The sequence below is a fragment of the Halovulum sp. GXIMD14794 genome, assembly GCF_054457455.1.
In genome coordinates this window covers 61,186-82,860 of sequence record NZ_JBTLNF010000012.1, presented here as the reverse complement: position 1 = coordinate 82,860, position 21,675 = coordinate 61,186, and the positions used below count along the sequence as shown (strand labels likewise).

Genomic DNA, 21,675 nt, shown 5'->3' with positions numbered 1-21,675 from the left:
CTCAGAATCCGATGGCGTACCCGCCGTCGACCGGCAGGTTGACGCCATTCACATAAGCCGCCCCGGACGAGGCGAGCCAGAAGATCGCATCGGCCACGTTCTCGGGTGTGCCGAAGGCATGGGTGGGGATACGCCGCTCGATCCGCTCGCGTCGGGCCGGGTCCTTGGCCAGCACGGCGCGGGTCATGTCGGTGTCGATGAACCCCGGAGAGACTGCGTTGCAGCGGATCCCGAAGGGCGCGGCGTCGACCGCAACGCTGCGGGTCAGGCCGACGACGCCGGTCTTGGCGGTGACATAGGCGGCGGCCGAGGGCAGGGCCATCAGCGCGCCCATCGAAGCGACGTTGACGATCGCGCCGCCCGTTTCGCGGCGCAGGTCCACATAGGCGCCGCAGGCCGCGAACATGGCGCGGACGTTCAGCGCCAGCACCTGGTCCAATTCATCGGTGGTGACGTCCCACACGGGTTTCTTCAGGTGCACGCCGGCGTTGTTGACCAGCGCGTCGATGCCGCCTTCGGCCTCGTGGATACGGCGCAGGTAGTCGGCCGGGCCCGGGGCAGACAGGTCGTGCTCGACGAAACAGGTGTCGCCTTCCAGAGTGTCGAGGTCTCCGCGGCTGCGGGCGACGACGACAACGCGCCAGCCGGAGTTCAGGAAGCGGCGGGTCTGGGCAAGGCCCAGCCCTTTGTTGCCTCCGGTTATGACGGCGACGGGCATTCAAGCAGTCCTTTCACATGATGTCGGTAGGCGCGGTTCAGACGGCCGAGAAACTCGGCCGGGTCCTGGTCGCGCAGGAAGAAGTCGGGAAAGATCTCGCACGCGTCGTCGACAAAGCCGAGGAACCAGGGCGCGCGGGGCCGGGTCCAGGCGTTCGAGATCGTCTGCCACCCGCCGTCGAAGAACCCTGCGTAGGCGGCGTCGTCCCGTTTTGCGAGCCAGCTGTGCCGGTTCGCGGGTTGTCCTTCGTTCGCAAGGTAGACGCCCGACTGCACCGGTTCCGAGGCCAGCCAGGCGGCGAAGTCGCGTGCCGCGTCGGGCGCAGCGGTGTGTGCCGAGACGCCGATGCCAGCGCCGCCAAGTATCCCACGTCGGCGGCCTGCATCTGCGCTGACCGGCAGGTCGAAATAGCGCAGCTGTTGCGGGCGGAAGCCGGGGCGCGCGTAGTTCACATAGCCGAACAGGCAGGGCGACAGGGCAAAGTCATCCGTGCTCGAGAGCATTTCGAGCACGGCGATCGGGTTCATCCGCACCGCCTCGGCCGGGCCGCGCCGGTAAAGCGCCTTGAGCACGTTCAGCGCATAGAGCCCGTTTTCGTCCGAGACGAAGCGCTCGGGCGAGATGGGCAGATCTTCCTCGCCGCGCCCGGCGACCAGCGTCATCATCATGTCGAAGGCATCGACCGGCAGCAGCGGGGTCAGCGCGTGGAAGCGATCGGCGTCGGGGCCGGTCAGGTCCTCCCAGGTCCGCGGAAGCTCTGCCGTGAGGTCCGGCCGGTGGACGGCCATCTGGCAAGCGGCGTCGATTGCATAGGCCCAGCAGGTGCCGTCCCAGAAATAGCTCTCGGCCGATCCGCCCAGCGAAGCGGCGGTATCGCCCGGAGGGTCCAGCGGCAGCAGCGCGCCCTGTTCCGCGATCAATCCGACATGGGGATGGTCCAGCACGATGAAATCGTAGTTCCGCGCCAACTGGTCGATGGGCGCGTCGGCGAATGCCTGAAGCGACCGCTTGTCCCAATCGATGCCGACACCGGTGCGCGCCTCGTAGTCCCGCGATGCGGCGACCACGCAATCGTAGCCGCGCGGATGGTCCCAGGTCATTCCCTTCAGCCGCATTCCGGCGCGTCCCCCCGTTCTTCGATTGCGCACAGGTTTGGTCTTTCGTCAGCTTCATGTCAAATATAAAAATGACTTTGACATACGGAAATGACCTGCTAGCTTCCGCCCACAATCAGAACGCCGGGGCCTGCCCTGCGGGGCGCCCTCCGGCCGGGAGGAGGAAAGTCGAATGTTTCAACTGAAGAACGCTTGCCGCGGGTTTGCCGCGCTGGCGGCCGCTGCCGTCATGTCCGCCGCACCGGCGCTGGCCGCCGACTATGAGATCCGCCTGGGTCATGTGACCTCGGACAAGGAACCGATCCAGGAGGCGATGGAATCCTTCGCCGCCAAGGTTGCCGAACGCACCGATGGCCGGGTCGAGATCACGATCTTCCCGAACGCCCAACTGGGCACCAATTCCGAGGTCTATGAGCAGTTGCGCGCCGGTGCGCCGATCATGACCATCTCGGATCCCGGTTACCTGTCGGATTTCGTCGCCGATTTCGGCGTTCTCGGTGGACCCTACCTGATGGAGGACCCGCGGGATTTTACCAAGATCGTCGAGTCGGATCTCTATGCTGACATGGTCGACCGGCTGCGCGCCGAGTCAGGCATCGAACTGCTGGCGCTGAACTGGTTGTTCGGCTCGCGGCACATGATCTCGGACATGGCGATCTCGACGCCCGAGGATATTGCTGGCATGACCTTCCGCACCCCGCCGAACATCATGTGGGTCGAAACTTTCGACGCCATGGGCGCGCGTCCGACCCAACTGGCCTGGGCCGAGGTCTACTCGGGCCTGTCGGCGGGCGTCGTCGATGGCGCCGAGGCGCCGTTGCCCTCGATCTACGGCGCAAAGCTGCACGAGGTGAAGAAGACCGTTTCGCTGACCGGGCACTTCAAGGGCTTTACCGGGCTGGTCATCAACGCCGACTATTTCGCCTCGATGCCCGAGGACATTCAGGTTGTTCTGGCCGAAGAGGCCGTCGCCGCCGGGGTCTTCATGACCGACCTGATGCTGAACTCGGAGGAGGAGTGGATCGCCACGCTCGAAGCCGAGGGCGTGACCTTCAACCGCGACGTGGACGTGGCCGGCTTCCAGGACAAGACGGCAGAGGTCTACACCAAGTTCCCCGACTGGTCCGACGGGCTATACGATCAGGTCCGGGCGATCCTGGATAAGTAAGGCATTGGCGCGCCGGCTTGTCGCCGGCGCTTCCCGCAGCCGGACGGATGCCATGACACGTATCGCCACCTTCATCGACCGGGTCGAGACCTGGGTCTGCAACATCGCCCTCGGCGCGCTGCTGTCGTGCGTGCTCTGGGGAGTGCTGACCCGCTACATCACCGAAAAGCCCGCAGTCTGGACCACCGAGTTGTCGGGCATTCTGTTCACCTGGGTCGTTTTCGTCGGCGCGGCCAGCGCTATGGCGCATGACCGGCACATAAGGGTCTCGCTGCTGGTGGACGTGCTGCCGGAGGGCGCGGCGGCCTGGGTCCGGCTGCTCTCACGCATCATCGTGGTGCTGTTCCTGGCCGCCGTCACATGGCTGAGCGTGCAGATGATGCTCAAGGGCGCCAGCCGGCCCTCGCCAGTGCTGCGGATCCCGTTCTCGTGGGTCTACCTGGCAAGCGTGCTGGCCTTCGCCGAGATGACCCTGACCGCCACACTGCGTCTGACCGGGATCCTGCCCGCGCCGCGCGCCGCACAGACACCTGAGGTGACGTGATGGAGTGGCTGCCGATCCTGATCCTGCTGCTGGCCATCGCGATCGAAATCCCGGTGGCGATCGCCATCGGCATCGCTGGGCTGGTGTTCTTCGTGGTCTCCGGCGCGATGCCGCCCGAGATTTTCGTGCAGCGCATGGTCGCCGTGACGCATTCGTTCCCGCTTCTCGCGATTCCGCTCTTCGTGATGACCGGTGTGGTGATGAACTACGCCGGGATCACCCGTCGGATGATGACCTTCGCCGAGGCGATGACCGGCCACTGGCGTGGCGGGCTGGCGCAGGTCAACGTGCTGCTCTCGACGCTGATGGGTGGTGTTTCGGGTTCTGCCAACGCGGATGCCGCCATGCAGGCCAAGGTGCTGGTCCCTGAGATGTCACGGCGCGGCTACGATCCGGCGACCTCGTCCGCGATCACCGCGGCCTCGTCGATCATCAGCGTGATCATCCCGCCGGGGATCGGGCTGATCCTCTACGGCTTCATGGGCGATGTGTCGATCGGACGGCTGTTTCTTGCCGGAATCGTGCCGGGGATGCTGCTGTGTGCGGCGATGATGGTGCTGGTCGCGGTGCTGGCCCGGCGGCAGGCCATGCGTCCGGCCTTCGAAGCGCCGATGCCCTGGGCCGGTCGCTGGCAGGCGTTTCGCGGCGCCTTCCTCGCGCTGCTGGTGCCGGTGGGCATCGTCGTCGGCATCCGCTTCGGCTTTTTCACCCCGACAGAGGCGGGCGCGATGGCGGTGCTGTTCGCGCTGGTCATCGGCCTCGTGACCGGCGAGCTACGCCTTGCCTATGTGCGCCCGATCCTCGAACAGACCACGCAAGCCACGGCAGTGATCGTCCTGGTGATCTGCATGGCCAACGCCTTCGGCTTCTATATGACGTGGGAGCAGATCCCCGATGCGGTTGCCTCTGCCATGCTCACGCTGACCGACAACCCCTATCTGCTTCTGTTGCTGATGAACCTGCTGCTGATCCTGGCGGGAATGTTCATCGAGGGGCTGGCAGCGCTAATCCTGCTGACGCCGATCCTTGTACCTGTTGCCGTCGGCGTCGGGGTCGACCCGGTCCACTTCGGCGTGGTGATGGTGCTGAACCTGACCATCGCCGGGGTCACGCCGCCGCTGGGGACGCTGATGTTCACGACCTGCGCTATCACCGGTGTGCCGCTGGGACGGTTCATCCGCGCCTCGCTGCCGTTCTATGCGCTGCTCTTTGCCATGCTGCTGGTGCTGACTTTCGTTCCGGGGCTGTCGCTGTGGCTGCCCGACCTGAAATTCCAATGACCGAGAGAACGATGAGCGACGACGGATTTGTAAGGCTGGAGCGACACGGGGCCGTGGCCGAGATCGTGCTGGACCGGCCCGCCAAGCACAATGCGCTGACCCCTGCGATGTATAGTGGCATCGGTGCCGCCTGTGCCGAGCTAGACGCGGACGACGAGCTGCGTGTTGGCATCTTCCGCGGCGCCGGGGAGCGCGCCTTCTGTGCAGGTTCGGACATCAAGGCGCTCGACGGTTACGAGGATTTCTGGGCCTGGCGCAATCGCTACGACTACATCCCGCCGATCCTGGCGACCCGCAAGCCGCTGATCGCCGCGACCAGAGGGTGGGCGCTTGGCGGCGGGTTCGAGATCGCACTGGCCTGCGATCTGCGCGTCGCCGCCCGCTCGACCCGCTTCGCCGCGCCCGAAGTGGCCCTGGGCTGGAACGGGGCCGGGGGCGCGGCGCAACACCTGGTGCGGCTGTGCGGCTATGGCCGGGCTATGCGCCTTTTGCTGACGGGCGAGCGTATCGACGCGGAAACCGCGCACGACTGGGGTATTGTTGAATATCTCGCTGAGGACGGCGCCGAGTTGGACATTGCGCGTGAAGTCGCGACTGCGATAGCCGCGCATGGGCCGGTCGCGCCGCAGGCGGTGAAGGCGGCCGTGCGCAACGCAATGGACGTCACCGTGGGGCAGGGGCTGCGCCACGACAACGAACTCATGTCGCTTTGCTTTGCCAAGGCGGAACGGGATCGGCTAAGCACGGGGACCCCAGCCGATGGTAAGGACTGACCATGCCCGACACGACGCCGCCTGCGACCTCGAAGAAGAAGTCCTCGGTCCCCGCGGTCGAGAAGGCTCTGGACGTGCTGGAGCTGCTGTCGCTGCATCGCGACGGGATGACGATGAACGAGCTGGTGGCCGAGTTGGATCGGACCATGGGCGAGCTTTATCGCGTGGTGCTCTACCTGGCCGAACGGGACTACGTGCGGCAGGACCCGGCGACATCGCGCTACGCGCTGACGCCGCGCCTGTTCGAGCTGGCACACCGCCATCCGCCGACCGAGCGGCTGCTACGCGAGGCGGTTCCCGTGCTGGAGCGGATCGCCGCGCTGACCGACCAGTCCTGTCATCTGGGCACACTGAACCGGGCGAACATCCTGATCCTCGCCTCGGTCGCCAGCCCGCGCCCCGCAGGATATGCCGTGCGTACAGGTGCGATGTTCCCGGCGACGGCGACAAGTTCGGGGATGGTGATCCTTGCGTTCTCGCCCCCCGATGCCCAGAAGCGCTTCCTGGCCCGCCTGCCGAAGGAAGAGCGCGCGCCCGCGCAGGAACGGCTCGCCCGCATCGCCGAGCATGGCTACGACGACAGTCCCAGCCAGATCGTCGCCGGGGTGCGGAACCTCTCGGCGCCGGTATTCGACAACCGGGGCGTTGTCTGCGCGATCACCTGCGGCTTCATTGCGCAGAGCGAGCAGAAGCTTCGCCCCGACGAGACGCTGGACGTGATCCGGCAGAACGCGACACAGCTTTCCCACGCACTTGGGGCGCCCACCGGCTGAGACCGGCCGCCGTCTCCGGTGCCTGCAACGAACCGAGGACATGATGACCGGGCAAACCCTTTCGCCCGCCGAGCTTCCACTCAGCGGTTTTCGCGTGTTGGACTTCGCGCAGTTTCTGGCCGGCCCCGTCGCCGCGATGCGGCTGGCTGACCTTGGCGCCGAAGTGATCAAGGTCGAACGGCCCGGCGGCGGCGACGCCTGCCGGTCGATGGTGATTAACGACCAGAGGCTCGGCCCGGACAGCCTGCTGTTCCACACCTTCAACCGCAATAAGCGCAGCTTTGCCGCCGACCTGAAGTCGCCCGAGGATCTGAGCGACGTGCGTGATCTGATCCGTTCGGCGGACGTGCTGATCCACAATTTCCGCCCCGGCATCATGGAACGGCTCGGTCTGGGCTGGGACAGCGTGCGGCAACTGAACCCACGACTCGTCTACGGCGAAGTGACCGGCTATGGCGAGACCGGACCCTGGCGCGACAAGCCGGGGCAGGACCTGCTGATCCAGTCGCTCTCGGGCATGGCCTGGCTGTCGGGCAATGGTGACGGCGATCCAGTGCCTGCGGGCTTTCCTCTGGTCGATATCGCCACTGCTGGAAACCTGGTGCAGGGGATTCTGGCGCAATTGCTGCGGCGGGGTCGGACCGGAACCGGCGGGCAGGTGCAGGTCGATCTGATGAGCTCGGCCGTGGATCTTCAGATCGAACACTTGACCGCTCACTTGAACGGCGATGGCAGCCTGCCGCGCCGGAGTGCGTTGGCCAATGCCAATGTCTATGGTGTCGCGCCCTACGGGATCTATCGTGCCAGCGACGGCCATATCGCGCTGGCTATGTGTCCGCTTGGGAAACTGGCCGATCTGCTCAAACTGCCGGCGCTTGCCGCGTTTGCCCAGGACGAGGCGTTCTCGCGCCGGGACGAGATCAAGGCGGTGATCGCGCAGGCAGTCGCGCAGCGCCCGGTGGCCGATCTGCTGGCCGTGCTGGAGCCGGCGGATGTCTGGTGCGCGAAGGTGATGGACTGGCAGGAGTTCACCGGGTCGGAAGGGTTCGCGGCGCTGCAGCCTACCTACCGGGTCCGTTCGGCGACGGGGCTTGAGGCGACGGTGACGCGCTGCCCGATCCGGCTTGACGGCGCGATCCTAGCCAGCCCTCAGGGCGCCCCCGCGCTCGGTGCGGACACCGAAGAACTGAAACGCGGGCGGCGTGCCGAGGCCTGAAACCGCCTAGAGACCAAACTCCGCTGCGATCGCGGCGCCGTGCTCGCCCACATCGGGAGCAGCCGAGGTGCATCCGGCCCGCTCGCCGTCGATCCGCAGCGGCGAGCGCAACAGCCGCATCTCGGTGCCAAGGTTGTTGTGCACGCCCTGCATCATGTCCAGCCGCTCGAAGGCCGGGCTGGACAGCAGGCGTGTCCAGTCCAGCACCTCGGACGACCAGATGCCCTCGGGCTCCAGCAGGGCGAGCCAGTGCGCAGTCGGCTGCTCTGCCAGCCTGCGCGCGAGCGCGGTTTTGATTTCGTCCCGGCGCGCGAACCAAGCGCGCGGATCCATGGCGAGCGTTGTAAGTTCCGGCAGGTTCAATAGCTCCACCAGCCGGGGCAGGGGCGTCATCGCAATCGCGAGATGCCCATCGGCTGTGCGGTAGACGCCGTAAGGCGCTGCCAACCCGGCGTGGGCCGGGTTGACCCGTGAGCGTTCAGGCAGCCGTCCGCCGTCGTTGAAGTGCGTCGCCAATACCTCGAATTGCAGGTCCAGCAATGCCTCCAGCAGGCTGGTTTCGACATGCGCGCCGCGCCCGTGCAATCCGCGCCCCACGAGCGCGGCCAGGATTCCCTGCGCGATCGTTGCGCCAGCCATCATGTCAGCCACCGCGAGGCCGAAAGGCACCGGCCCATCCTCGGAACCACCGTTCAGCCACATCAGCCCGGACTTGGCCTGTGCCAGCAGGTCCTGCCCCGGAAGCCCGGCCCACGGCCCGTCTGGACCGTAGCCCGAGATCGAGGCATAGACGATCCCGGGACGCAGCGCGCGCACCGCCCCGTAGTCGAGGCCCAGCCGCTCGATCACTCCAGGGCGGAAGTTCTGCATCACCACATCAGCCTGCGCGATCAGCTTCTGCACCCGAGCAAGGTCTTCCGGCCGTTTCAGATCCAGCGCGATGCTTTCCTTTCCGCGATTGATAGCATGGAACATTGTCGACTCGCCGTCGATCACCGTATCCGACAAGTACAACTGCCGCGTCAGGTCGCCGGCACCGGGGCGTTCGACCTTGATGACACGTGCGCCGAGGTCCTGTAGCCGAAGCGAGGCATAGGGGCCGGACAGGAACTGGCAGAGGTCAACAACCAGCAACCCTTTAAGCGGTCGGTAGGCTCCATCAGCACTTAGCGTGTTTTCGTACGCTGTTGTCCCGCGGCCTGGTGCTGATTGATATGGCTTCTTCATTGTTCACATATAGAAGTTACTTTCTTATATGTATCACGCATTGCATCTAGCGCAACTCCTTCTCGATGCATGAGTGGGGCTCGGGTAATGTGTAAATTGACAATGCCCGGCCAGCCATCGTTTCGAGGGTGGCTAGGCTTGATCTCAAGCTTCGATATGGTCGTAGGCGCCGGTCTGCCTGCGCTCCTCCAACGGCCTGCGGTCCACGCCCAGCAGCACGATGTTCTTCGCGATGTAGATCGACGAATAGGTGCCGACCACGACGCCAAAGGTGATCGCGATGGCGAAGGCCCGGGTCACGTCGCCGCCGAAGACCAAAAGTGCGATCAGCGCGGCGAGCGTCGTCGCCGAGGTCAGCAGCGTGCGGCTGAGCATCTCCTAGGCCGAGAGATTCAGAACATCGCGCAGCGGCGTCCGGGTGAAGCGCCGAAGGGGTACTGTCAGACGGGTTCGAACTAGTCTCAGCTTGGGCAGTGAGGCTGTCGCTTATGCCGCGCAAGAACCACGTCACTCGGCAAGGGCAGTGGCGCGGTTGAGCTTGAAGTTGGCTCGGGAAGAGAGACTGTACTCGCTGTTGAAGTGGTTTGATACGGAGGCGTGGACCGACGCGGATTTCTGCAGACCTCGCATGCGTCGGAAACGGAGCATCGCCCGCTCCCGCCTTCGGAACGCGAGGTGCGAGTTCTCCGTCCGGCTGTTAAGCCAGCCTCGTCTTCCGTCCGGCCATCAAGCCTCAGTGCATACGGATTGCTGTGGCCATGCAGAAAGATAGGCCTTCCACCCACAGTATTCGGTAATGTCGGCAACCTGACCCATCGCGCGGCTTTCACAGATGAAACCTTTCATCTGTCGACCATCCGAAAGTCGAATCGTCCCAAGGCCAAGCGGTGCCGGAATAAGCTTCAGAAAGTTGCCAACTGCGTCTTCGGGAAGGCGCCAGATTTCCAACGCGATTTCCGCCCCCTTGCTTTCCGGATCGCGGACAAGTCCCGGTTTGGGTGGTGTCGTGTCCGAAAGGGCATAAAGCCGGTATTCCGGCGAAGTCTTCGCCGTTTCCAGCAAAAAGCCCCCCCGGTCCGTCAGCTGGTGGTTCAGCGGCATCCCGGTCAGATGCGCGCCCACAACCGCAAGGTCGACGTATCGCCCATCCTCTCTATCCGGGACGTCCTGCGCCCCAACAGCAAGGCAGTCGCGCCCAGTAGTCGGGGACAGAAGACCGTGGATTTGTCCGCCAAGCCGCGCAAGGGCACCGTCGGTGAAGGCCGGCGCGACGAGTGTGACACCCGCAGGCAAGCCGTCGGCGCGGAACCCGGAAGGGACGGCTATCGCGGCATAGTCCAGCAGGTTCACGCAATTGGTGTAGTAACCCAGCTGCTTGTTGAGCAGGATCGGTTCCGCCTCCAGCTCTGCCAGCGAGTAGAAGGACGGCGTGGTCGGGACCAGCATCACGTCGATGTCGTTCCAGATCACATCCAGCGCAACCTTTGCCTTGGCGGCTTTATAGATCGCATCAAACGTATCGACCGCGCTGTATTTCAGGCCGTCTTCGACGATCTTGCGGGTGATTGGATGCAGCGGATCGGGAGAGGCAGCTAGCCAAGGCGTCATGGCATGTGTGCGCTCGGCCACCCAGGCGGATTCGTAGAGCATCCGCGCGGTGGCGGCGAAGGGATCGAAGTCAAACGGGACAAGCGTGTAGCCCGCCTTGATCAGTGCGGTACAGGCCTCGGCGTAGTTGTCGGCCGCATCCGTATCGCCGAAGAATTCCAGCGATGCGGCACTGGGCACACCGATCCGCAGGTCTTTCTGCCCCCAGTCCACGGGCGTGGCGTGGCGGGCATAGGGGTCAAGCCCATCCACCCCTTGGACAATGCGGCGGACCGTGTCGCCGTCCAAGGCGCTGAGCGCAAAGATAGACACACAATCCTGGCTTTTGTTGGCCGGGAAAACGCCGGTCGTGGGGATCACGCCCTTGGTCGGCTTGACGCCGACGATGTTGTTGAACGCGGCAGGCACCCGGCCCGATCCGGCGGTATCCGTCCCATAGGAAAAGCTGACCAGGTGGGCCGCAACCGCAACGCCGGACCCCGAGCTGGAGCCACCGGAAATCATTGTGTCGTCAAACACTGAATGCGGCGCACCATAGGGGGAGCGGACCCCGACCAGACCCGTGGCGAACTGATCCAGATTGGTCTTGCCGATCAGGACCGCGCCCTGATCCAGTACACGTTCCACCGCCGTCGCCGTCCGCCTTGCCAGCAGGCATTCGATTGCCATGCCCATGGTCGTCGGCATTCCGGCGACGTCGATGTTGTCCTTCACCGCGAAGGGAACGCCGTGCAGGGCCCCACGGTCCTCCGGCGCAACCGCATCAAGCTCCGCTGCGCGGGCCAGAACGGCATCGCGGTCCACGCGTTTGATGAACACTGCAGGGTCGCAGTAGCTGTCACAGGCCTCAAGGACCTGTGTCATGACCTGCCTGACGGTTTCCCCTTCGGCATATCGGCGGGCGAGTTCGGGAAGGCGTAGATCCATCGGTCAGACCTCCTCTGGCGTCCAGATCAGGACGTCGATTGGGGTCGGGTTGAAGCCGTTGCACGGGTTGTTGATCTGCGGACAGTTCGAGATCAGGCAGATCACGTCCATCTCTGCGCGCAGATCCAGCGAATTTCCCGGGGCCGATAGCCCGTCCGAGATGGCCAGTGCGCCGTTCGTCTCGATCGGCACGTTCATGAAGAAGTTGACGTTTGCGACGATGTCACGCTTGTCCATTCCCCATTTCGCGGCCTCGGTGACAAAGTTGTCGCGGCAGGCGTGCAGGTGGCGGACCTCATGGCCGAAACGCACCGTGTTGGCCTCGCAGGAGCAGGCCCCAGCAGAGGTGTCATGCGCCCCGACGGGGTCGCGCAGGACCGTCATCATCGGGCGGCCATCGTTCGACAAAAGTACCGATCCTTGGGCGATGTAGGGAGACCGCTGGGCCAACACCGTATCCTGAGCCGAGTAACGCTCGGACGTGTCGGCTGCGCTGTAGAACAGGGTGTCCACGGCCTGCTGACCTTCAAGATCAATGATGCGCATCATCTGGCCTTTGCGGATGATCGCGGACCAGCCGACATTTGCGGGGATATGATGGTTGTCGGCGTGATTGGGGGCGTCGAGCATCGGACAGGCTCCTTAAGACAGACGTTTGCGGTCACCGAACAGGGCGTCGGTGTTTTCAAAGGCGCGGCGGGCCTCGACGGTGCCGGTGCGGGCAAGATCATCCTCGGCCACGGGCGGGGCCCGAAACTGGGTGACGGACAGGGGAAGCGGGTAGCGGTCAGGGGACATCGGGTGCGCCGAATTCGACAGCGCCACGATCAGATCCATCTCTGCACGCAGATCGACGGTGAACGGGCCGCTGCCGGATTGATCCTGCCACGTCAGTTTGCCGCCGGCATCGACGGCAACCGGCGCAAAGAAGCTGATGCAAGGGCCGACATCACGCTTGGTCAACCCGTTTTTCAGCGCGGTGCGCAGGAAATGCGCCCGACCGCTCTGCCAGTCGGGGCCATCGGCAGGACCGGGCAGGGACACACCGGCCAGACAGTCGGAGCGACCGAAATCATCATGCGTGATCGAAACCATCGCCCGCCCCATGTCGGACAGGAGAACGCGGCCTGTGGTGATTACGCTGGTCCACTGGACTTTGATCGTGTCGCCGGGGTTGAACCGTTCAGAGGTTTCGTTGCTGCGCCAGAAAGAAGCGGCGACACCGGTCGACGTTTTCGCCACCAGCCGCAAACCGTCGCCGCGCTTCAACCGACCGTGCCAATATCCCTTGGCCGGTACGACATCGTCAAAGAGTACCGATGACGCATCAATCGCGTGCGCGTCCTGGTTGCGGGCCGCCGCCTGTCTTGTGGCAAAGTCACCACTTTGGCCGTTTCCTTCGGCCTTGAGCCTTTCGTAGCGTTCCTGCGGTGTTTCGCTATGGGTCGGCTTGCTTCGCGCGGTCATGGCAGGTGTCTCCTCGGTCTTTGGCGATAGGAATTCGGTTCGCGGAAGCGGGCGGGAACACGTTTCCACGTTCGTGGCGCGGGTTCCCCCGCATGCCATCAAGGAAAGGTCAAGCGACCCGTGTTTCGGCCTGGCCTTCCATGGCGGTCAGAATTTCGTCCAAGGTGCGGATCGCGCCGTGTTGAAGGTATTCCATGGCGTTCAGCGACGCCTGGTGCGCCTCGATGCTGGACCCGGCCACGCAGTCTTCGATCACGCGGCAGAAATAGTCGCCTTGATGGCCGTCGACGAAGGTGTAGTGCACGCAGACATCCGTGAGTCCGCCGACAAGGATCAGCGTTTCCGCCTTGAGCCCTTTCAGCAGGATTTCCAGATCTGTGCCGTAGAAGGCCGAGTAGCGGCGTTTCGAGATGCGATAGTCGTCCGGACGCATGCCCAGCTCGTCTTCGGCGAAGGCGGTCAGCGGATTGCTGTCGAGGCAATGCACATCCTCGTCACCATCAGTTTCACGGCCCATGTCGATCAGGTTCGCACGATGGATTTCCTGAATGAAGACCACCGGAACCCCGACCTCACGCGCCTTGTCGATTGCGGCTTTCGACCTCGCCATCCGTTGGGCATAATCCGGCATATGGGCAATCGCGCGCTTGTCATACGGAATGGGAGCGAATGCCGATTTCTGGATGTCGATCACGATCAGGGCCGCACGCCCTTCGATAAGATTGCGTTTCTTGGAGCTGGTCATTGGGAACCCTTTCAACGGAGAATGACGAGAGATGAAGGAGCTTGCAGTGCTAGGGACTTGCGGTTCAGGCCGCGACCCTGGCCGCGCCGGGCTGCTTGGCCGTTTCACGAGGGCGCAGGTGGCGCAGGAACCGTCTTTCTGCCAGTCGGAAGGCGAAGGTGATCAGGAAGACGATCGCCATGTAGAACACCATGGCCGTCAGAAAGCCTTCGTAGGCCAGGTAGTAACGGCCATTCAGCCAGCGCCCGACGCCCAGCAGATCCTGCAAGGTGACCGTGCTGGCGATCACAGAGCCATGCAGCGTAAAGATGACCTCGTTCGAATAGGCGGGCAGCGCCCTGCGAAAGGCGTTCGGCAGAACCACCAGCCGCATCCGGGTGAATGGCGACATGCCGCAGGCCTTGGCCGCCTCGACCTCGCCACACGGCGTGGCTTCGATGGCGCCACGCAGGAACTCAGTCGTATAGGCCGCAGTGTTCAGCGTGAACGCGATGATGACGCACCACCAGGGACTGCTGAGGATCGGTTCCCACAGAAAGCTTTCCTGCACGGCGGTGAACTGCCCAAGGCCGAAGTAGAAAAGATAGACCTGCACCAAAAGCGGCGTACCGCAAAAGAGGTAGGTGTAGACACGGATCGCAGGGCTGAGGAATGGCTTGTGATAGGCCCGCGCGATGGCCAGCGGCACGGCGATCAACCCGCCGACTAGAAGTGCAAGGAAGGTCAGTTGCAGGGTGACAAGCGCGCCCTCGAGAAAGCGGCCCAAATTGTCGTAGATCAGGATGAAATCGATCGGCGACCGGGTTTCACTGAAGCTTTGCAGGTACTCGTAAAAGCTGCGTTCGGGTTCCATCGGGTTACGCCTGTCTCACGCCGGCGGCGTATTTCCGGTCGACCATCCGCAGGATGAGATCGGATAGACCCGTGATGATCAGGTAGACGACCATGACGGCGAGCATGAAGGTAAAGAGTTTGTGCGTGGAGCGGCCTGCCGAAAAGGCGTTCCAGACCAGATCATGCAGGCCGATCACCGACACCAGCGCCGTGGATTTGACCAGGACAAGCCAGTTGTTGGTGAAACTGGGCAGCGCGAACCGCACCATATGCGGCCAGGTCACGATGCGGAACACCTGCCCGGGGGCCATGCCGACCGCCTTGGCAGCCTCGATCTGGCCGGGGGGAATGGCAAGGACTGCACCGCGAAACGTTTCTGACATATAGGCGCCAAAGATAAATCCCAGCGTCAGCACTCCGGCGATAAACTGGTTTATCTCGACATAGTCCCATAGGCCCGTCAGCCCCCCGATCTGGGTCAGCAGCGTCTGCCCCCCGAAGAAGATCAGCATCATCAGCACCAGATCGGGTACACTGCGGACAAACAGGGTATAGACATTGCCCGCCCGCCGGATCGCCCGCTTGGGCGACAGTTTTGCGAATGCACCGACCAGCCCCAGAACGATGGACAAAGCCAGAGACAGCACCGCCAGCGAGATCGTCACCAGCGTGCCCTCGATCAGGATCTGTCTATATTCAAGGATCACGTCCATGTGCTTGGCCCGGTTGTTGCAGGGAGGAGGCGACAGGAGGGCCCGGAGGCTCCCCTGTCGCGCGGTGAGGGCAGGATCACTTGCCGTAGATATCGACTTCGAAGTACTTGTCGTTGATTTCGGCGTAGGTGCCGTCAGCCCGGATTGCCTTTATCGCGGCGCTCAGTTCAGCGGCCAGCGGATCGCCCTTGCGCACGGCAATTCCGGTGCCTTCGCCAAGGCAGTCGGGGTCGTCCAGGTTATCACCGAGAAATGCAAAGCCTTTGCCCTGATCGGTGTTCAAGAAGCCGTCGATGGCTTGCAGCGTGTTGTTTAACTGCATGTCCAGACGCCCGGCGACCAGATCGGCAAACACGTCCTCCTGCGTGTTGTAAAGCCGCAGATCAGCCTCCGGAAAAGCCTTCTCGACGTGGCATTGCAGCGTCGTGCCGCGCAGGACGCCGATTTTCAGGCCCTTGGTGCCTTCCGCGGTCAATTCAAAGGTCGCACCTTCCCTCGCGACGAAACGCGACGGCGTGAAATAGTATTTCTCGGAGAAATCGACACGTTTCTTGCGGTCTTCGGTGATCGACATCGAGGCAACGATGGCGTCATACTTCTTGGCGATCAGGGCGGGGATCATGCCGTCCCATTCCTGCTCGACCAGTTCGCATGCGCGGTTCAGCTCTTCGCACAGGGCAAGCGCGATATCGATGTCGAAACCGGACAGCGTGCCGTCGGCTTCCTTTTTCGAAAACGGAGGATAGGCGCCTTCGACGCCTATCCGCAGCGGTTCTGCTGTGGCCATTCCGGCCATCAGTACGATGCCACCGACGGTAGAGGCAAAAAGTGTCTTCTTGATCGACATTTCAATTTTCCCTTGTCTGGATTTGCGTGTTGGAGTCGGGCGGCAAAAGAAGGTCAGGCCTAATGCCGGGTGTTGGACAGGAATTCCTTGAGGCGGGCGGATTTCGGGCTGCCGAAGATCTGCTGGGGCGCGCCCTGTTCCTCGATCAGGCCTTGGTGAAGAAAGATCACCTCGGACGAGACATCGCGCGCAAACCCCATCTCATGCGTTACGACGATCATCGTGCGGCCTTCTTCGGCCAGTGACCGGATGACCTTCAGAACCTCGCCCACAAGCTCGGGATCGAGGGCCGAGGTCGGCTCGTCGAACAGCATCACTTCGGGTTTCATGGCCAGCGCGCGGGCGATGGCGGCGCGCTGTTGTTGACCACCGGAAATATGGGCGGGGTAATAGTCCCGACGCTCGTACATGCCGACGCGTTGCAGCGTTTCCTTGGCGTATTCGATGGCCTCTGCGCGAGGCTGTTTCAGGACGTGGATCGGACCGGCGATGACGTTTTCCAACACGGTCATGTGCGACCAAAGGTTGAAGGACTGAAACACCATAGCCAGCCTGGCGCGGATGCGTTCGACCTGCCGGGCGTCAGAGGGCCTCGCCTCGCCATGCAGGCCCTTGGTCATCTTGATATCTTCGCCATGAACTGTGATCAGGCCAGTGGATGGCGTTTCCAGCAGGTTGATGCAGCGCAGCAGTGTGCTCTTGCCGGACCCCGAAGATCCCAGCAGGGAAATCACGTCACCTTCGCGGGCCTTCAGCGATACACCCTTGAGCACCTCAAGCGACCCAAAGGTTTTGTGCAGGTCCGTGACACTGAGCGAGACGTTGGTGTCTGTGGGTGACATGAGTGCTACCATTCTGGTCCCAGTTCGGCGTTTGTGAGCGAAGTGTTGACCCAAGCTAGTCGTCCCAAGCGTCCCCCAAAAAGCGCGTTTAACTTGCTCTCAGCGAAGCTTTTACCTACGCTAAGGCGATGAGAAACACGCTCCGCCACTTGAATGCGCTCCGGGTCTTCGAGGCTGCGGCACGACATTCCAGCTTTGCCAAGGCGGCAAGCGAATTGAACGTCAGCCACAGTGTCGTCAGCCAGCACATTAAGAACTTGGAACTGTGGTTCGGGACCGAGCTGTTCATCCGGCATCGCAACCGGGTAGAGCTAAGCGAGAACGGTCGGGACCTGCTGCCGCAGATCGCAAGCGGGCTGCAAACCTTGACCGATGCAAGCGAGAACCTGTTGCGCAAGACACGTTCGGGGGCTGTCGTCGTCAGCGCCGAACCGGCGATTGCGTCGCTTTGGCTGCGCAAGCGCATCACCGAATTCTGCAGCCTGTTCCCGCGCATAGAGGTGGATTTGCGGCCCGCCTGGACCCCGGCGCAAATCGGAGAGGGGCACGCGGATATTGGCATCCACTTCGAAACCCGCATGCCGGGCAGTGGCGTCGTGAAGGAACGGCTTTTCCCCATCGACGGCTTTCCGGCCGCCACGCCGCATCTGCGCGCAAAGCTTACGTCACAGGATGATACAGTCGACTGGAACCGCGCGATCCTGATCCACGACAATGGCAAGGAGACGTGGCACAAGTGGTACTCGGCCCACGAATCGCAAAGCTCAGGCTGGCGGTCGGGCAAGGTCTACTCTGACCTGTCCCTCGCGATCGATGCCGCGATAGACGGCGAAGGTGTCATCCTTGCCGATGACATCCTGTGTGAGAGAGAGCTTTTGTCGGAACAGCTTGTCCGCATGGACAAGCGCGCGATCAGGTGCATCTGGTATGAAATCGGGCTGGACAAGAATACATCCGGCTCGTCCGCGTCCTCATTTTTCAAGAACTGGCTTCTGGACCAGACGAAATATCTACGAGAACAGCGCCTCTCGCGTCGGTCCAATTCAGAAAATTCTTAAAAAGAAACGGTTCGGTCTCGCATGCATCTTCGTTTAGCACCGAAATTCTCGTTCGCCATCGGAGCGAAGTGTCCGTCGTCTTCGTTCAGGCCGGCGTCGGCCAGGGCTTTGATCAGCAGCGGATACTGCTGCGAGCCCTTGCCGGGATAGGCGGTGGTCTTGCCCTTCAGGTCTGCCACGGTAGCTATGTAGCAGTCCGGCTGCACCACGATCGCAGTCTGGTCCATAATTGTGATGGTGATGAGTTTCGCGTCAAGCCGCGCCGACGCGAAGATGGCCGGGCCCATGCCCGCGTTGGCTCGCGGCCCAAGGATTCCAGTAATATGAGAAACATGACTCACTATTTGGGATTCGACAAATGGATGATCGGACCTTCGTCCTGCTCGAGCAGGTAGCCCGGCACGGCACCGGAGCAACGGCGCGTGCGATTGCTTAGGCGAGCGACATCCCGACGGCGACCGTCTATCGGCGCATCGCCGAACTCGAGGCGATTGGCGCAATCGAAAAGGACGGGGGCAGGGGCGGGTACCGGATCGGCTCGAGGCTCTACCGGCTGCTTGCCTCGGGTGTTTCGACAGAGTCTCTGGCCTCCCGAATGGCACCGGCGGCGGCAGCCCTGGCCGAGGCTACCGGTGAGGTCTGCTTCGCAGCGAGGCTTGTCGACGCGCGTGTCGAGATCTTCCTGACCGAAGTCCCTGCGGAACCTGCTGGCGCGATGGTGGTGCCGCCGCACGGCCCAAGGCCCGCGACCATCTGCTCGGCCGCCAAGGCGATCCTTGCCCACGTTCCCCCGGCGCTGCTCGCGGACGCGCGAACCGCGTCCATCGGGCTGTTCCCCGACCTGCCGGCGCGTGAGGAGGCCATCTTCCTCGCTGATCTCTCGGCGGTCCGGGAGAGTGGTTTCGCGGCCTGTATCGGGGACGAGGATCCGGACTGCGCCAGTATCGCGGCACCGCTGCGTCTCTCCGGAGGACTCGGGCAGCTCCGCATCGGACTTTCAGGCCCGAGAGGCAGGTTCAGCGGCAAGCTCGAGGAGGGTTTGTCGGCAACGCTGCGTGAGCATGTCGAGAGGATTGAGGGCTCCGGAAGGCTCGACGTCTAAAGGGCCGATCCACCGAAAGCGACATTTTTTTGCAACCAAGTAGAAATGCCACTGCTTCTGCAAAGCAGGAATGTCACCACAGTTCGCGACGGGAACAAGGCTTAGCAGCCCGGAGACCTCAAATATCGCAGGGCTGATAAGCCTTGCGGAGACTATTAGTCGAACTGTAGTAGATGTCGAAATCGATTGCCAGACCTCGCTCAGCAAGCATTTGCAACGTTTCGTCCGATAGGCTGATAACTTCATTGCCTGCTTTCATGAACAGGCCGCCTGCGATAGCGGCGATCCGCTCGTAAGAGCCCGCCGTGTGGCTGTCGATTGTTCTGCTGGAGCAGACCGCCAAGCAGGCGCTGGCCGAGTTCGGCGAGTGGATGCGGGGCAAGATCGCGACTAACTGATGTGACTGGCGGCGGCCGGGTTTGCTCGGCCTCCTTGCCACTTCGGAGGCATCGGAGCAGACGGTGCGCCCGGAGAAGAACGAAAATCTTCATGCCCATCTCCGAAGCGGAGTCGGGTCTTCTTCGGACTGCCATCACGTCGACCAGCGTTTCGAAGGGTGCAATCAGCGCAAGAGGTTAGGGCGAGTGATTGGCTCGGGCGTGGACTTCAACTGTATTCTCTCGCGACAAGCCAATCGAAGATGCCCCGATGGCGGTCAACCCGGTGCCTCTCGAGCGCCCGTCGTCGATCGTCACATCGCTCCAATCTGATCTTCGATGAGTTGAGCGAGTTCGAGCAGCGGCAGGTCCGCGCCGGGTCTCGCAGCAAGCTGCACGCTTATGCTCAGGTGCTGGTGGGGGTAGCCATACTCGCAGACAGGCAGACTGATCGCGGGCCAGCCAAGCAACGTGAACAAGCGCTGCGGTTCTCTCAGTCCGGTCCCGCTGCCGATCTCGGGCGGGAGGTCGATCACCGATGGCATGAGCAGCACCGCGTCCTCGGGCACGTTCTTTAGCATCGTCTCGCGCATGGCGTCGCGATCCGTTCGCAACTGAGCGAGTTCGTGATCGGCGATCTGCGCCCCGGCCTTGGCTTTGTCCAACAGGTCGCGCGGAGCATCTGCGGCATGCGCTTCCAGGAATGCACGGTGATTGTCGTGGATCCCGCGGCACAGCAGCTTTTCGAGCACGTCCGCCTCTGATGCCGTTACGTCCGGCGGCAGGGCCACGCGCGTTGAGGCCAGCCCGGCGTCGGCAAGCAGGCGGATTGCGGTATCGAGCGCTGTCGCCACAGCCGGATGTGGGGTTTGCCGGAACCAGAGCTCAGGGACGAACACGCGCTGGAAGGGCGGGGCGGCGAGGCTTTCTGGACACAGCGCCCGGAAGACCTTCAGAATGGTCGCCACATCCTTCGCGATAAGCCCGGTGTGGTCGAGATCTACGGACAGCGGCATGACGCCCTTGGTCGAGAGCGTGTCGAAGGTCGGTTTCATGCCAGGGACGCCGCAATAGGACGCGGGCCGGACAATGGATCCGACGGTCTGCGTCCCAAAAGCGAAATCGATCAGCCCCGCAGCGACAGCCGCGGCCGAACCTGCCGAAGAGCCCCCGGGCGTGCGAGCCGGATCGCGCGGGTTTCGTGTCCTCGTCTCGCCGGTGATTGCCATCGCGGTCGAGCGCGTCGTGCCGACCCTTCGGGCGCCAGCAACCTCGGCCTGGCGGATGACGGTAGCATCTGTCTTCCCGATCCGGTCGCCGAGAAAGTCGAGGCCTAGCGGCGTCAGGCGGCCCGCCTGCTCGAAGACCTCTTTCACACCGAAGCTCAGGCCCGACAGCGCGCCGTTCGCCGGTGCGGGGGCGTCCGGGAAAAATTCGACAAACGCGTCCACCCGGTCGGCCACGTCCGCGTGCAACATGACTGTGTCCTGCGCCGGGTCAGTCCGCATAGCCGCCGCTTTCATCGATGGAGAACGTTTTCGCAAGCTCCTCGTCCAGCGCCTCGAAGATCTTAGTCTCGGTTTCGCGGAACTCGGGTGAGGTGATGGTGCGCGGATAGGGCAGGGCGATCTTCTGGTCCAGCTTCACCCGGCCGGGCCTCGCGGTCATGATCACGATGCGGTTGGCCAGGTAGACAGCTTCCTGCACCGAATGAGTAATGAAGATCACCGTCTTGCGGTGCTCGCTCCAGATTTTCAGAAGCTGCTGCTGAAGGAACCGCCGGGTCAGGGCGTCGAGCGCACCGAAGGGCTCGTCCATCAGGATGACCTTCGGGTCTGTCGCGAAAGTGCGGGCAATCGCGACGCGCTGTTTCATCCCGCCCGAGAGGTGCCTGGGATGCTTCTGCGCGAATTCCCCCAGGCCGACGAGGTCGAGCCATTTCATCGCGGTTTCTCGGGCGTCCGCTCGGGAGTGGGTCTTCTTCAGGCCGAAGGTGACGTTGTCGAGAACCGAAAGCCATGGGAACAGCGCGTAGTCTTGGAAGACCATGCCGCGCTGGATATCCGGCCCGGCAATTGGCTCGCCATCAACGAGGATCCGGCCCGAGGACGGGGTGTCGAACCCGCCGAGCATATTGAGCAGGGTGCTCTTCCCGCAGCCCGACGGGCCGACGATGGCGACGAACTCACCCTCCCTTATGTCCAGCGAGGTGGACCGCAGTGCCTCGACGACACCGCCGTCGCCGTCGCGAAACTGCTTGCTGACGCGTGAGATATCGATTGCGGTGCGCGCTGGCCCGGTGCTGTGGCTGCTTGCTGACATTTCTGCCAAGGACATCATA

At 63.1% G+C, this 21,675-nt stretch carries 23 protein-coding genes and 1 pseudogene; 8 read left to right on the top strand and 16 right to left on the bottom strand.

From position 1 onward, the window contains the following. Position 1: 1 nt before the first annotated feature. Both ACW9UR_RS24180 and ACW9UR_RS24175 read right to left on the bottom strand, forming a co-directional pair. On the bottom strand, positions 2–718 hold the full coding sequence (locus ACW9UR_RS24180; RefSeq protein ID WP_458919644.1) for an SDR family NAD(P)-dependent oxidoreductase: 717 nt from the start codon (positions 716–718) through the stop codon (positions 2–4). Beyond that, the gene (locus ACW9UR_RS24175; RefSeq protein ID WP_458919643.1) at positions 700–1,833 is read right to left on the bottom strand and encodes an extracellular solute-binding protein; all 1,134 of its coding nucleotides are present in this window, start codon (positions 1,831–1,833) and stop codon (positions 700–702) included. The genes ACW9UR_RS24180 and ACW9UR_RS24175 overlap by 19 nt, the downstream gene beginning before the upstream one ends. Positions 1,834–2,005: 172 nt before the next feature. On the opposite strand from ACW9UR_RS24175, the gene ACW9UR_RS24170 reads away from it, so the two are divergent. Genes ACW9UR_RS24170 through ACW9UR_RS24145 form a run of 6 tightly spaced genes read left to right on the top strand, consistent with a single transcriptional unit; the run spans position 2,006 to position 7,587 of the window. Next, a complete protein-coding gene (locus tag ACW9UR_RS24170) occupies positions 2,006–3,001 on the top strand; it encodes a C4-dicarboxylate TRAP transporter substrate-binding protein (protein ID WP_458919642.1) in 996 nt (331 codons plus the stop codon). A gap of 52 nt (positions 3,002–3,053) precedes the next feature. Then, a complete protein-coding gene (locus ACW9UR_RS24165; RefSeq protein WP_458919641.1) occupies positions 3,054–3,545 on the top strand; it encodes a TRAP transporter small permease in 492 nt (163 codons plus the stop codon). Next, positions 3,545–4,825, top strand: a complete 1,281-nt coding sequence (locus ACW9UR_RS24160) for a TRAP transporter large permease (RefSeq protein ID WP_458919704.1) — start codon at positions 3,545–3,547, stop codon at positions 4,823–4,825. Before ACW9UR_RS24165 ends, ACW9UR_RS24160 begins: the two co-directional genes overlap by 1 nt. Then, positions 4,822–5,598 (top strand): enoyl-CoA hydratase/isomerase family protein, encoded by a 777-nt coding sequence (locus tag ACW9UR_RS24155; RefSeq protein ID WP_458919640.1) that lies wholly within the window; start codon positions 4,822–4,824, stop codon positions 5,596–5,598. The genes ACW9UR_RS24160 and ACW9UR_RS24155 overlap by 4 nt, the downstream gene beginning before the upstream one ends. 2 nt (positions 5,599–5,600) lie before the next feature. Then, complete coding sequence (locus ACW9UR_RS24150; protein WP_458919639.1) at positions 5,601–6,371, top strand: IclR family transcriptional regulator; 771 nt, start codon at positions 5,601–5,603, stop codon at positions 6,369–6,371. Between the two features lie 43 nt (positions 6,372–6,414). Beyond that, entirely contained in the window at positions 6,415–7,587 is a 1,173-nt protein-coding gene (locus ACW9UR_RS24145; RefSeq protein ID WP_458919638.1) for a CaiB/BaiF CoA transferase family protein, read from the top strand. 6 nt (positions 7,588–7,593) lie between these two features. On the opposite strand, the gene ACW9UR_RS24140 is transcribed toward ACW9UR_RS24145, so the two are convergent. From ACW9UR_RS24140 to ACW9UR_RS24090, 11 genes and pseudogenes are all read right to left on the bottom strand, one after another. Then, complete coding sequence (locus ACW9UR_RS24140; RefSeq protein WP_458919637.1) at positions 7,594–8,721, bottom strand: CaiB/BaiF CoA transferase family protein; 1,128 nt, start codon at positions 8,719–8,721, stop codon at positions 7,594–7,596. A gap of 237 nt (positions 8,722–8,958) precedes the next feature. Next, positions 8,959–9,189: a hypothetical protein gene (locus tag ACW9UR_RS24135; protein ID WP_458919636.1), complete on the bottom strand. Its 231-nt coding sequence runs from the start codon at positions 9,187–9,189 to the stop codon at positions 8,959–8,961. Between the two features lie 132 nt (positions 9,190–9,321). Further along, positions 9,322–9,519 (bottom strand): annotated as a pseudogene (locus ACW9UR_RS24130) (IS6 family transposase); the annotation flags it as partial. A 21-nt stretch (positions 9,520–9,540) separates the two neighbouring features. Continuing rightward, a complete protein-coding gene (gene atzF / locus ACW9UR_RS24125; protein WP_458919635.1) occupies positions 9,541–11,349 on the bottom strand; it encodes an allophanate hydrolase in 1,809 nt (602 codons plus the stop codon). A gap of 3 nt (positions 11,350–11,352) precedes the next feature. After that, entirely contained in the window at positions 11,353–11,979 is a 627-nt protein-coding gene (locus ACW9UR_RS24120) for an urea amidolyase associated protein UAAP2 (RefSeq protein ID WP_458919634.1), read from the bottom strand. Positions 11,980–11,991: 12 nt separating this feature from the next. Next, positions 11,992–12,816, bottom strand: a complete 825-nt coding sequence (locus tag ACW9UR_RS24115) for a DUF1989 domain-containing protein (RefSeq protein ID WP_458919633.1) — start codon at positions 12,814–12,816, stop codon at positions 11,992–11,994. Between the two features lie 109 nt (positions 12,817–12,925). After that, positions 12,926–13,510, bottom strand: a complete 585-nt coding sequence (locus tag ACW9UR_RS24110; RefSeq protein ID WP_458919632.1) for a cysteine hydrolase family protein — start codon at positions 13,508–13,510, stop codon at positions 12,926–12,928. A gap of 115 nt (positions 13,511–13,625) precedes the next feature. Further along, on the bottom strand, positions 13,626–14,414 hold the full coding sequence (locus ACW9UR_RS24105) for an ABC transporter permease (RefSeq protein ID WP_458919631.1): 789 nt from the start codon (positions 14,412–14,414) through the stop codon (positions 13,626–13,628). Positions 14,415–14,418: 4 nt separating this feature from the next. After that, on the bottom strand, positions 14,419–15,108 hold the full coding sequence (locus ACW9UR_RS24100) for an ABC transporter permease (protein ID WP_458919630.1): 690 nt from the start codon (positions 15,106–15,108) through the stop codon (positions 14,419–14,421). A 76-nt stretch (positions 15,109–15,184) separates the two neighbouring features. Continuing rightward, entirely contained in the window at positions 15,185–15,955 is a 771-nt protein-coding gene (locus tag ACW9UR_RS24095; protein WP_458919629.1) for a transporter substrate-binding domain-containing protein, read from the bottom strand. 59 nt (positions 15,956–16,014) lie between these two features. Continuing rightward, entirely contained in the window at positions 16,015–16,797 is a 783-nt protein-coding gene (locus tag ACW9UR_RS24090) for an ABC transporter ATP-binding protein (protein WP_458919628.1), read from the bottom strand. Between the two features lie 128 nt (positions 16,798–16,925). Between ACW9UR_RS24090 and ACW9UR_RS24085 the strand changes: the two genes are divergently transcribed. Further along, positions 16,926–17,855, top strand: coding sequence for a LysR family transcriptional regulator (locus ACW9UR_RS24085; RefSeq protein WP_458919627.1), 930 nt, complete (start codon positions 16,926–16,928; stop codon positions 17,853–17,855). On the opposite strand, the gene ACW9UR_RS24080 is transcribed toward ACW9UR_RS24085, so the two are convergent. Then, positions 17,852–18,142, bottom strand: coding sequence for an ABC transporter substrate-binding protein (locus ACW9UR_RS24080; protein WP_458919626.1), 291 nt, complete (start codon positions 18,140–18,142; stop codon positions 17,852–17,854). The genes ACW9UR_RS24085 and ACW9UR_RS24080 overlap by 4 nt on opposite strands. A gap of 158 nt (positions 18,143–18,300) precedes the next feature. Here ACW9UR_RS24080 and ACW9UR_RS24075 point away from each other — a divergent pair, with 158 nt between their 5' ends. Further along, positions 18,301–18,957 carry an IclR family transcriptional regulator domain-containing protein gene (locus tag ACW9UR_RS24075; RefSeq protein ID WP_458919703.1) on the top strand — a complete coding sequence of 219 codons (657 nt, stop codon included), beginning with the start codon at positions 18,301–18,303 and terminating at the stop codon, positions 18,955–18,957. A 691-nt stretch (positions 18,958–19,648) separates the two neighbouring features. On the opposite strand, the gene ACW9UR_RS24070 is transcribed toward ACW9UR_RS24075, so the two are convergent. Together ACW9UR_RS24070 and ACW9UR_RS24065 are read right to left on the bottom strand one after the other, a co-directional pair. Beyond that, complete coding sequence (locus ACW9UR_RS24070) at positions 19,649–20,812, bottom strand: amidase family protein (RefSeq protein ID WP_458919625.1); 1,164 nt, start codon at positions 20,810–20,812, stop codon at positions 19,649–19,651. A gap of 19 nt (positions 20,813–20,831) precedes the next feature. After that, complete coding sequence (locus ACW9UR_RS24065) at positions 20,832–21,671, bottom strand: ABC transporter ATP-binding protein (protein WP_458919624.1); 840 nt, start codon at positions 21,669–21,671, stop codon at positions 20,832–20,834. Positions 21,672–21,675 lie beyond the last annotated feature (4 nt).

Coding starts and splice junctions, on each gene's coding strand:
- ACW9UR_RS24135 (WP_458919636.1), bottom strand. CDS start 9,189: ATGCTCAGCCGCACGCTGCTGACCTCGGCGACGACGCTCGCCGCGCTG.
- ACW9UR_RS24115 (WP_458919633.1), bottom strand. CDS start 12,816: ATGACCGCGCGAAGCAAGCCGACCCATAGCGAAACACCGCAGGAACGC.
- ACW9UR_RS24155 (WP_458919640.1), top strand. CDS start 4,822: ATGACCGAGAGAACGATGAGCGACGACGGATTTGTAAGGCTGGAGCGA.
- ACW9UR_RS24080 (WP_458919626.1), bottom strand. CDS start 18,142: ATGGGCCCGGCCATCTTCGCGTCGGCGCGGCTTGACGCGAAACTCATC.
- ACW9UR_RS24090 (WP_458919628.1), bottom strand. CDS start 16,797: ATGTCACCCACAGACACCAACGTCTCGCTCAGTGTCACGGACCTGCAC.
- ACW9UR_RS24070 (WP_458919625.1), bottom strand. CDS start 20,812: ATGTTGCACGCGGACGTGGCCGACCGGGTGGACGCGTTTGTCGAATTT.
- atzF (WP_458919635.1), bottom strand. CDS start 11,349: ATGGATCTACGCCTTCCCGAACTCGCCCGCCGATATGCCGAAGGGGAA.
- ACW9UR_RS24160 (WP_458919704.1), top strand. CDS start 3,545: ATGGAGTGGCTGCCGATCCTGATCCTGCTGCTGGCCATCGCGATCGAA.
- ACW9UR_RS24175 (WP_458919643.1), bottom strand. CDS start 1,833: ATGCGGCTGAAGGGAATGACCTGGGACCATCCGCGCGGCTACGATTGC.
- ACW9UR_RS24180 (WP_458919644.1), bottom strand. CDS start 718: ATGCCCGTCGCCGTCATAACCGGAGGCAACAAAGGGCTGGGCCTTGCC.
- ACW9UR_RS24170 (WP_458919642.1), top strand. CDS start 2,006: ATGTTTCAACTGAAGAACGCTTGCCGCGGGTTTGCCGCGCTGGCGGCC.
- ACW9UR_RS24120 (WP_458919634.1), bottom strand. CDS start 11,979: ATGCTCGACGCCCCCAATCACGCCGACAACCATCATATCCCCGCAAAT.
- ACW9UR_RS24150 (WP_458919639.1), top strand. CDS start 5,601: ATGCCCGACACGACGCCGCCTGCGACCTCGAAGAAGAAGTCCTCGGTC.
- ACW9UR_RS24165 (WP_458919641.1), top strand. CDS start 3,054: ATGACACGTATCGCCACCTTCATCGACCGGGTCGAGACCTGGGTCTGC.
- ACW9UR_RS24100 (WP_458919630.1), bottom strand. CDS start 15,108: ATGGACGTGATCCTTGAATATAGACAGATCCTGATCGAGGGCACGCTG.
- ACW9UR_RS24065 (WP_458919624.1), bottom strand. CDS start 21,671: ATGTCCTTGGCAGAAATGTCAGCAAGCAGCCACAGCACCGGGCCAGCG.
- ACW9UR_RS24145 (WP_458919638.1), top strand. CDS start 6,415: ATGACCGGGCAAACCCTTTCGCCCGCCGAGCTTCCACTCAGCGGTTTT.
- ACW9UR_RS24085 (WP_458919627.1), top strand. CDS start 16,926: ATGAGAAACACGCTCCGCCACTTGAATGCGCTCCGGGTCTTCGAGGCT.
- ACW9UR_RS24105 (WP_458919631.1), bottom strand. CDS start 14,414: ATGGAACCCGAACGCAGCTTTTACGAGTACCTGCAAAGCTTCAGTGAA.
- ACW9UR_RS24095 (WP_458919629.1), bottom strand. CDS start 15,955: ATGTCGATCAAGAAGACACTTTTTGCCTCTACCGTCGGTGGCATCGTA.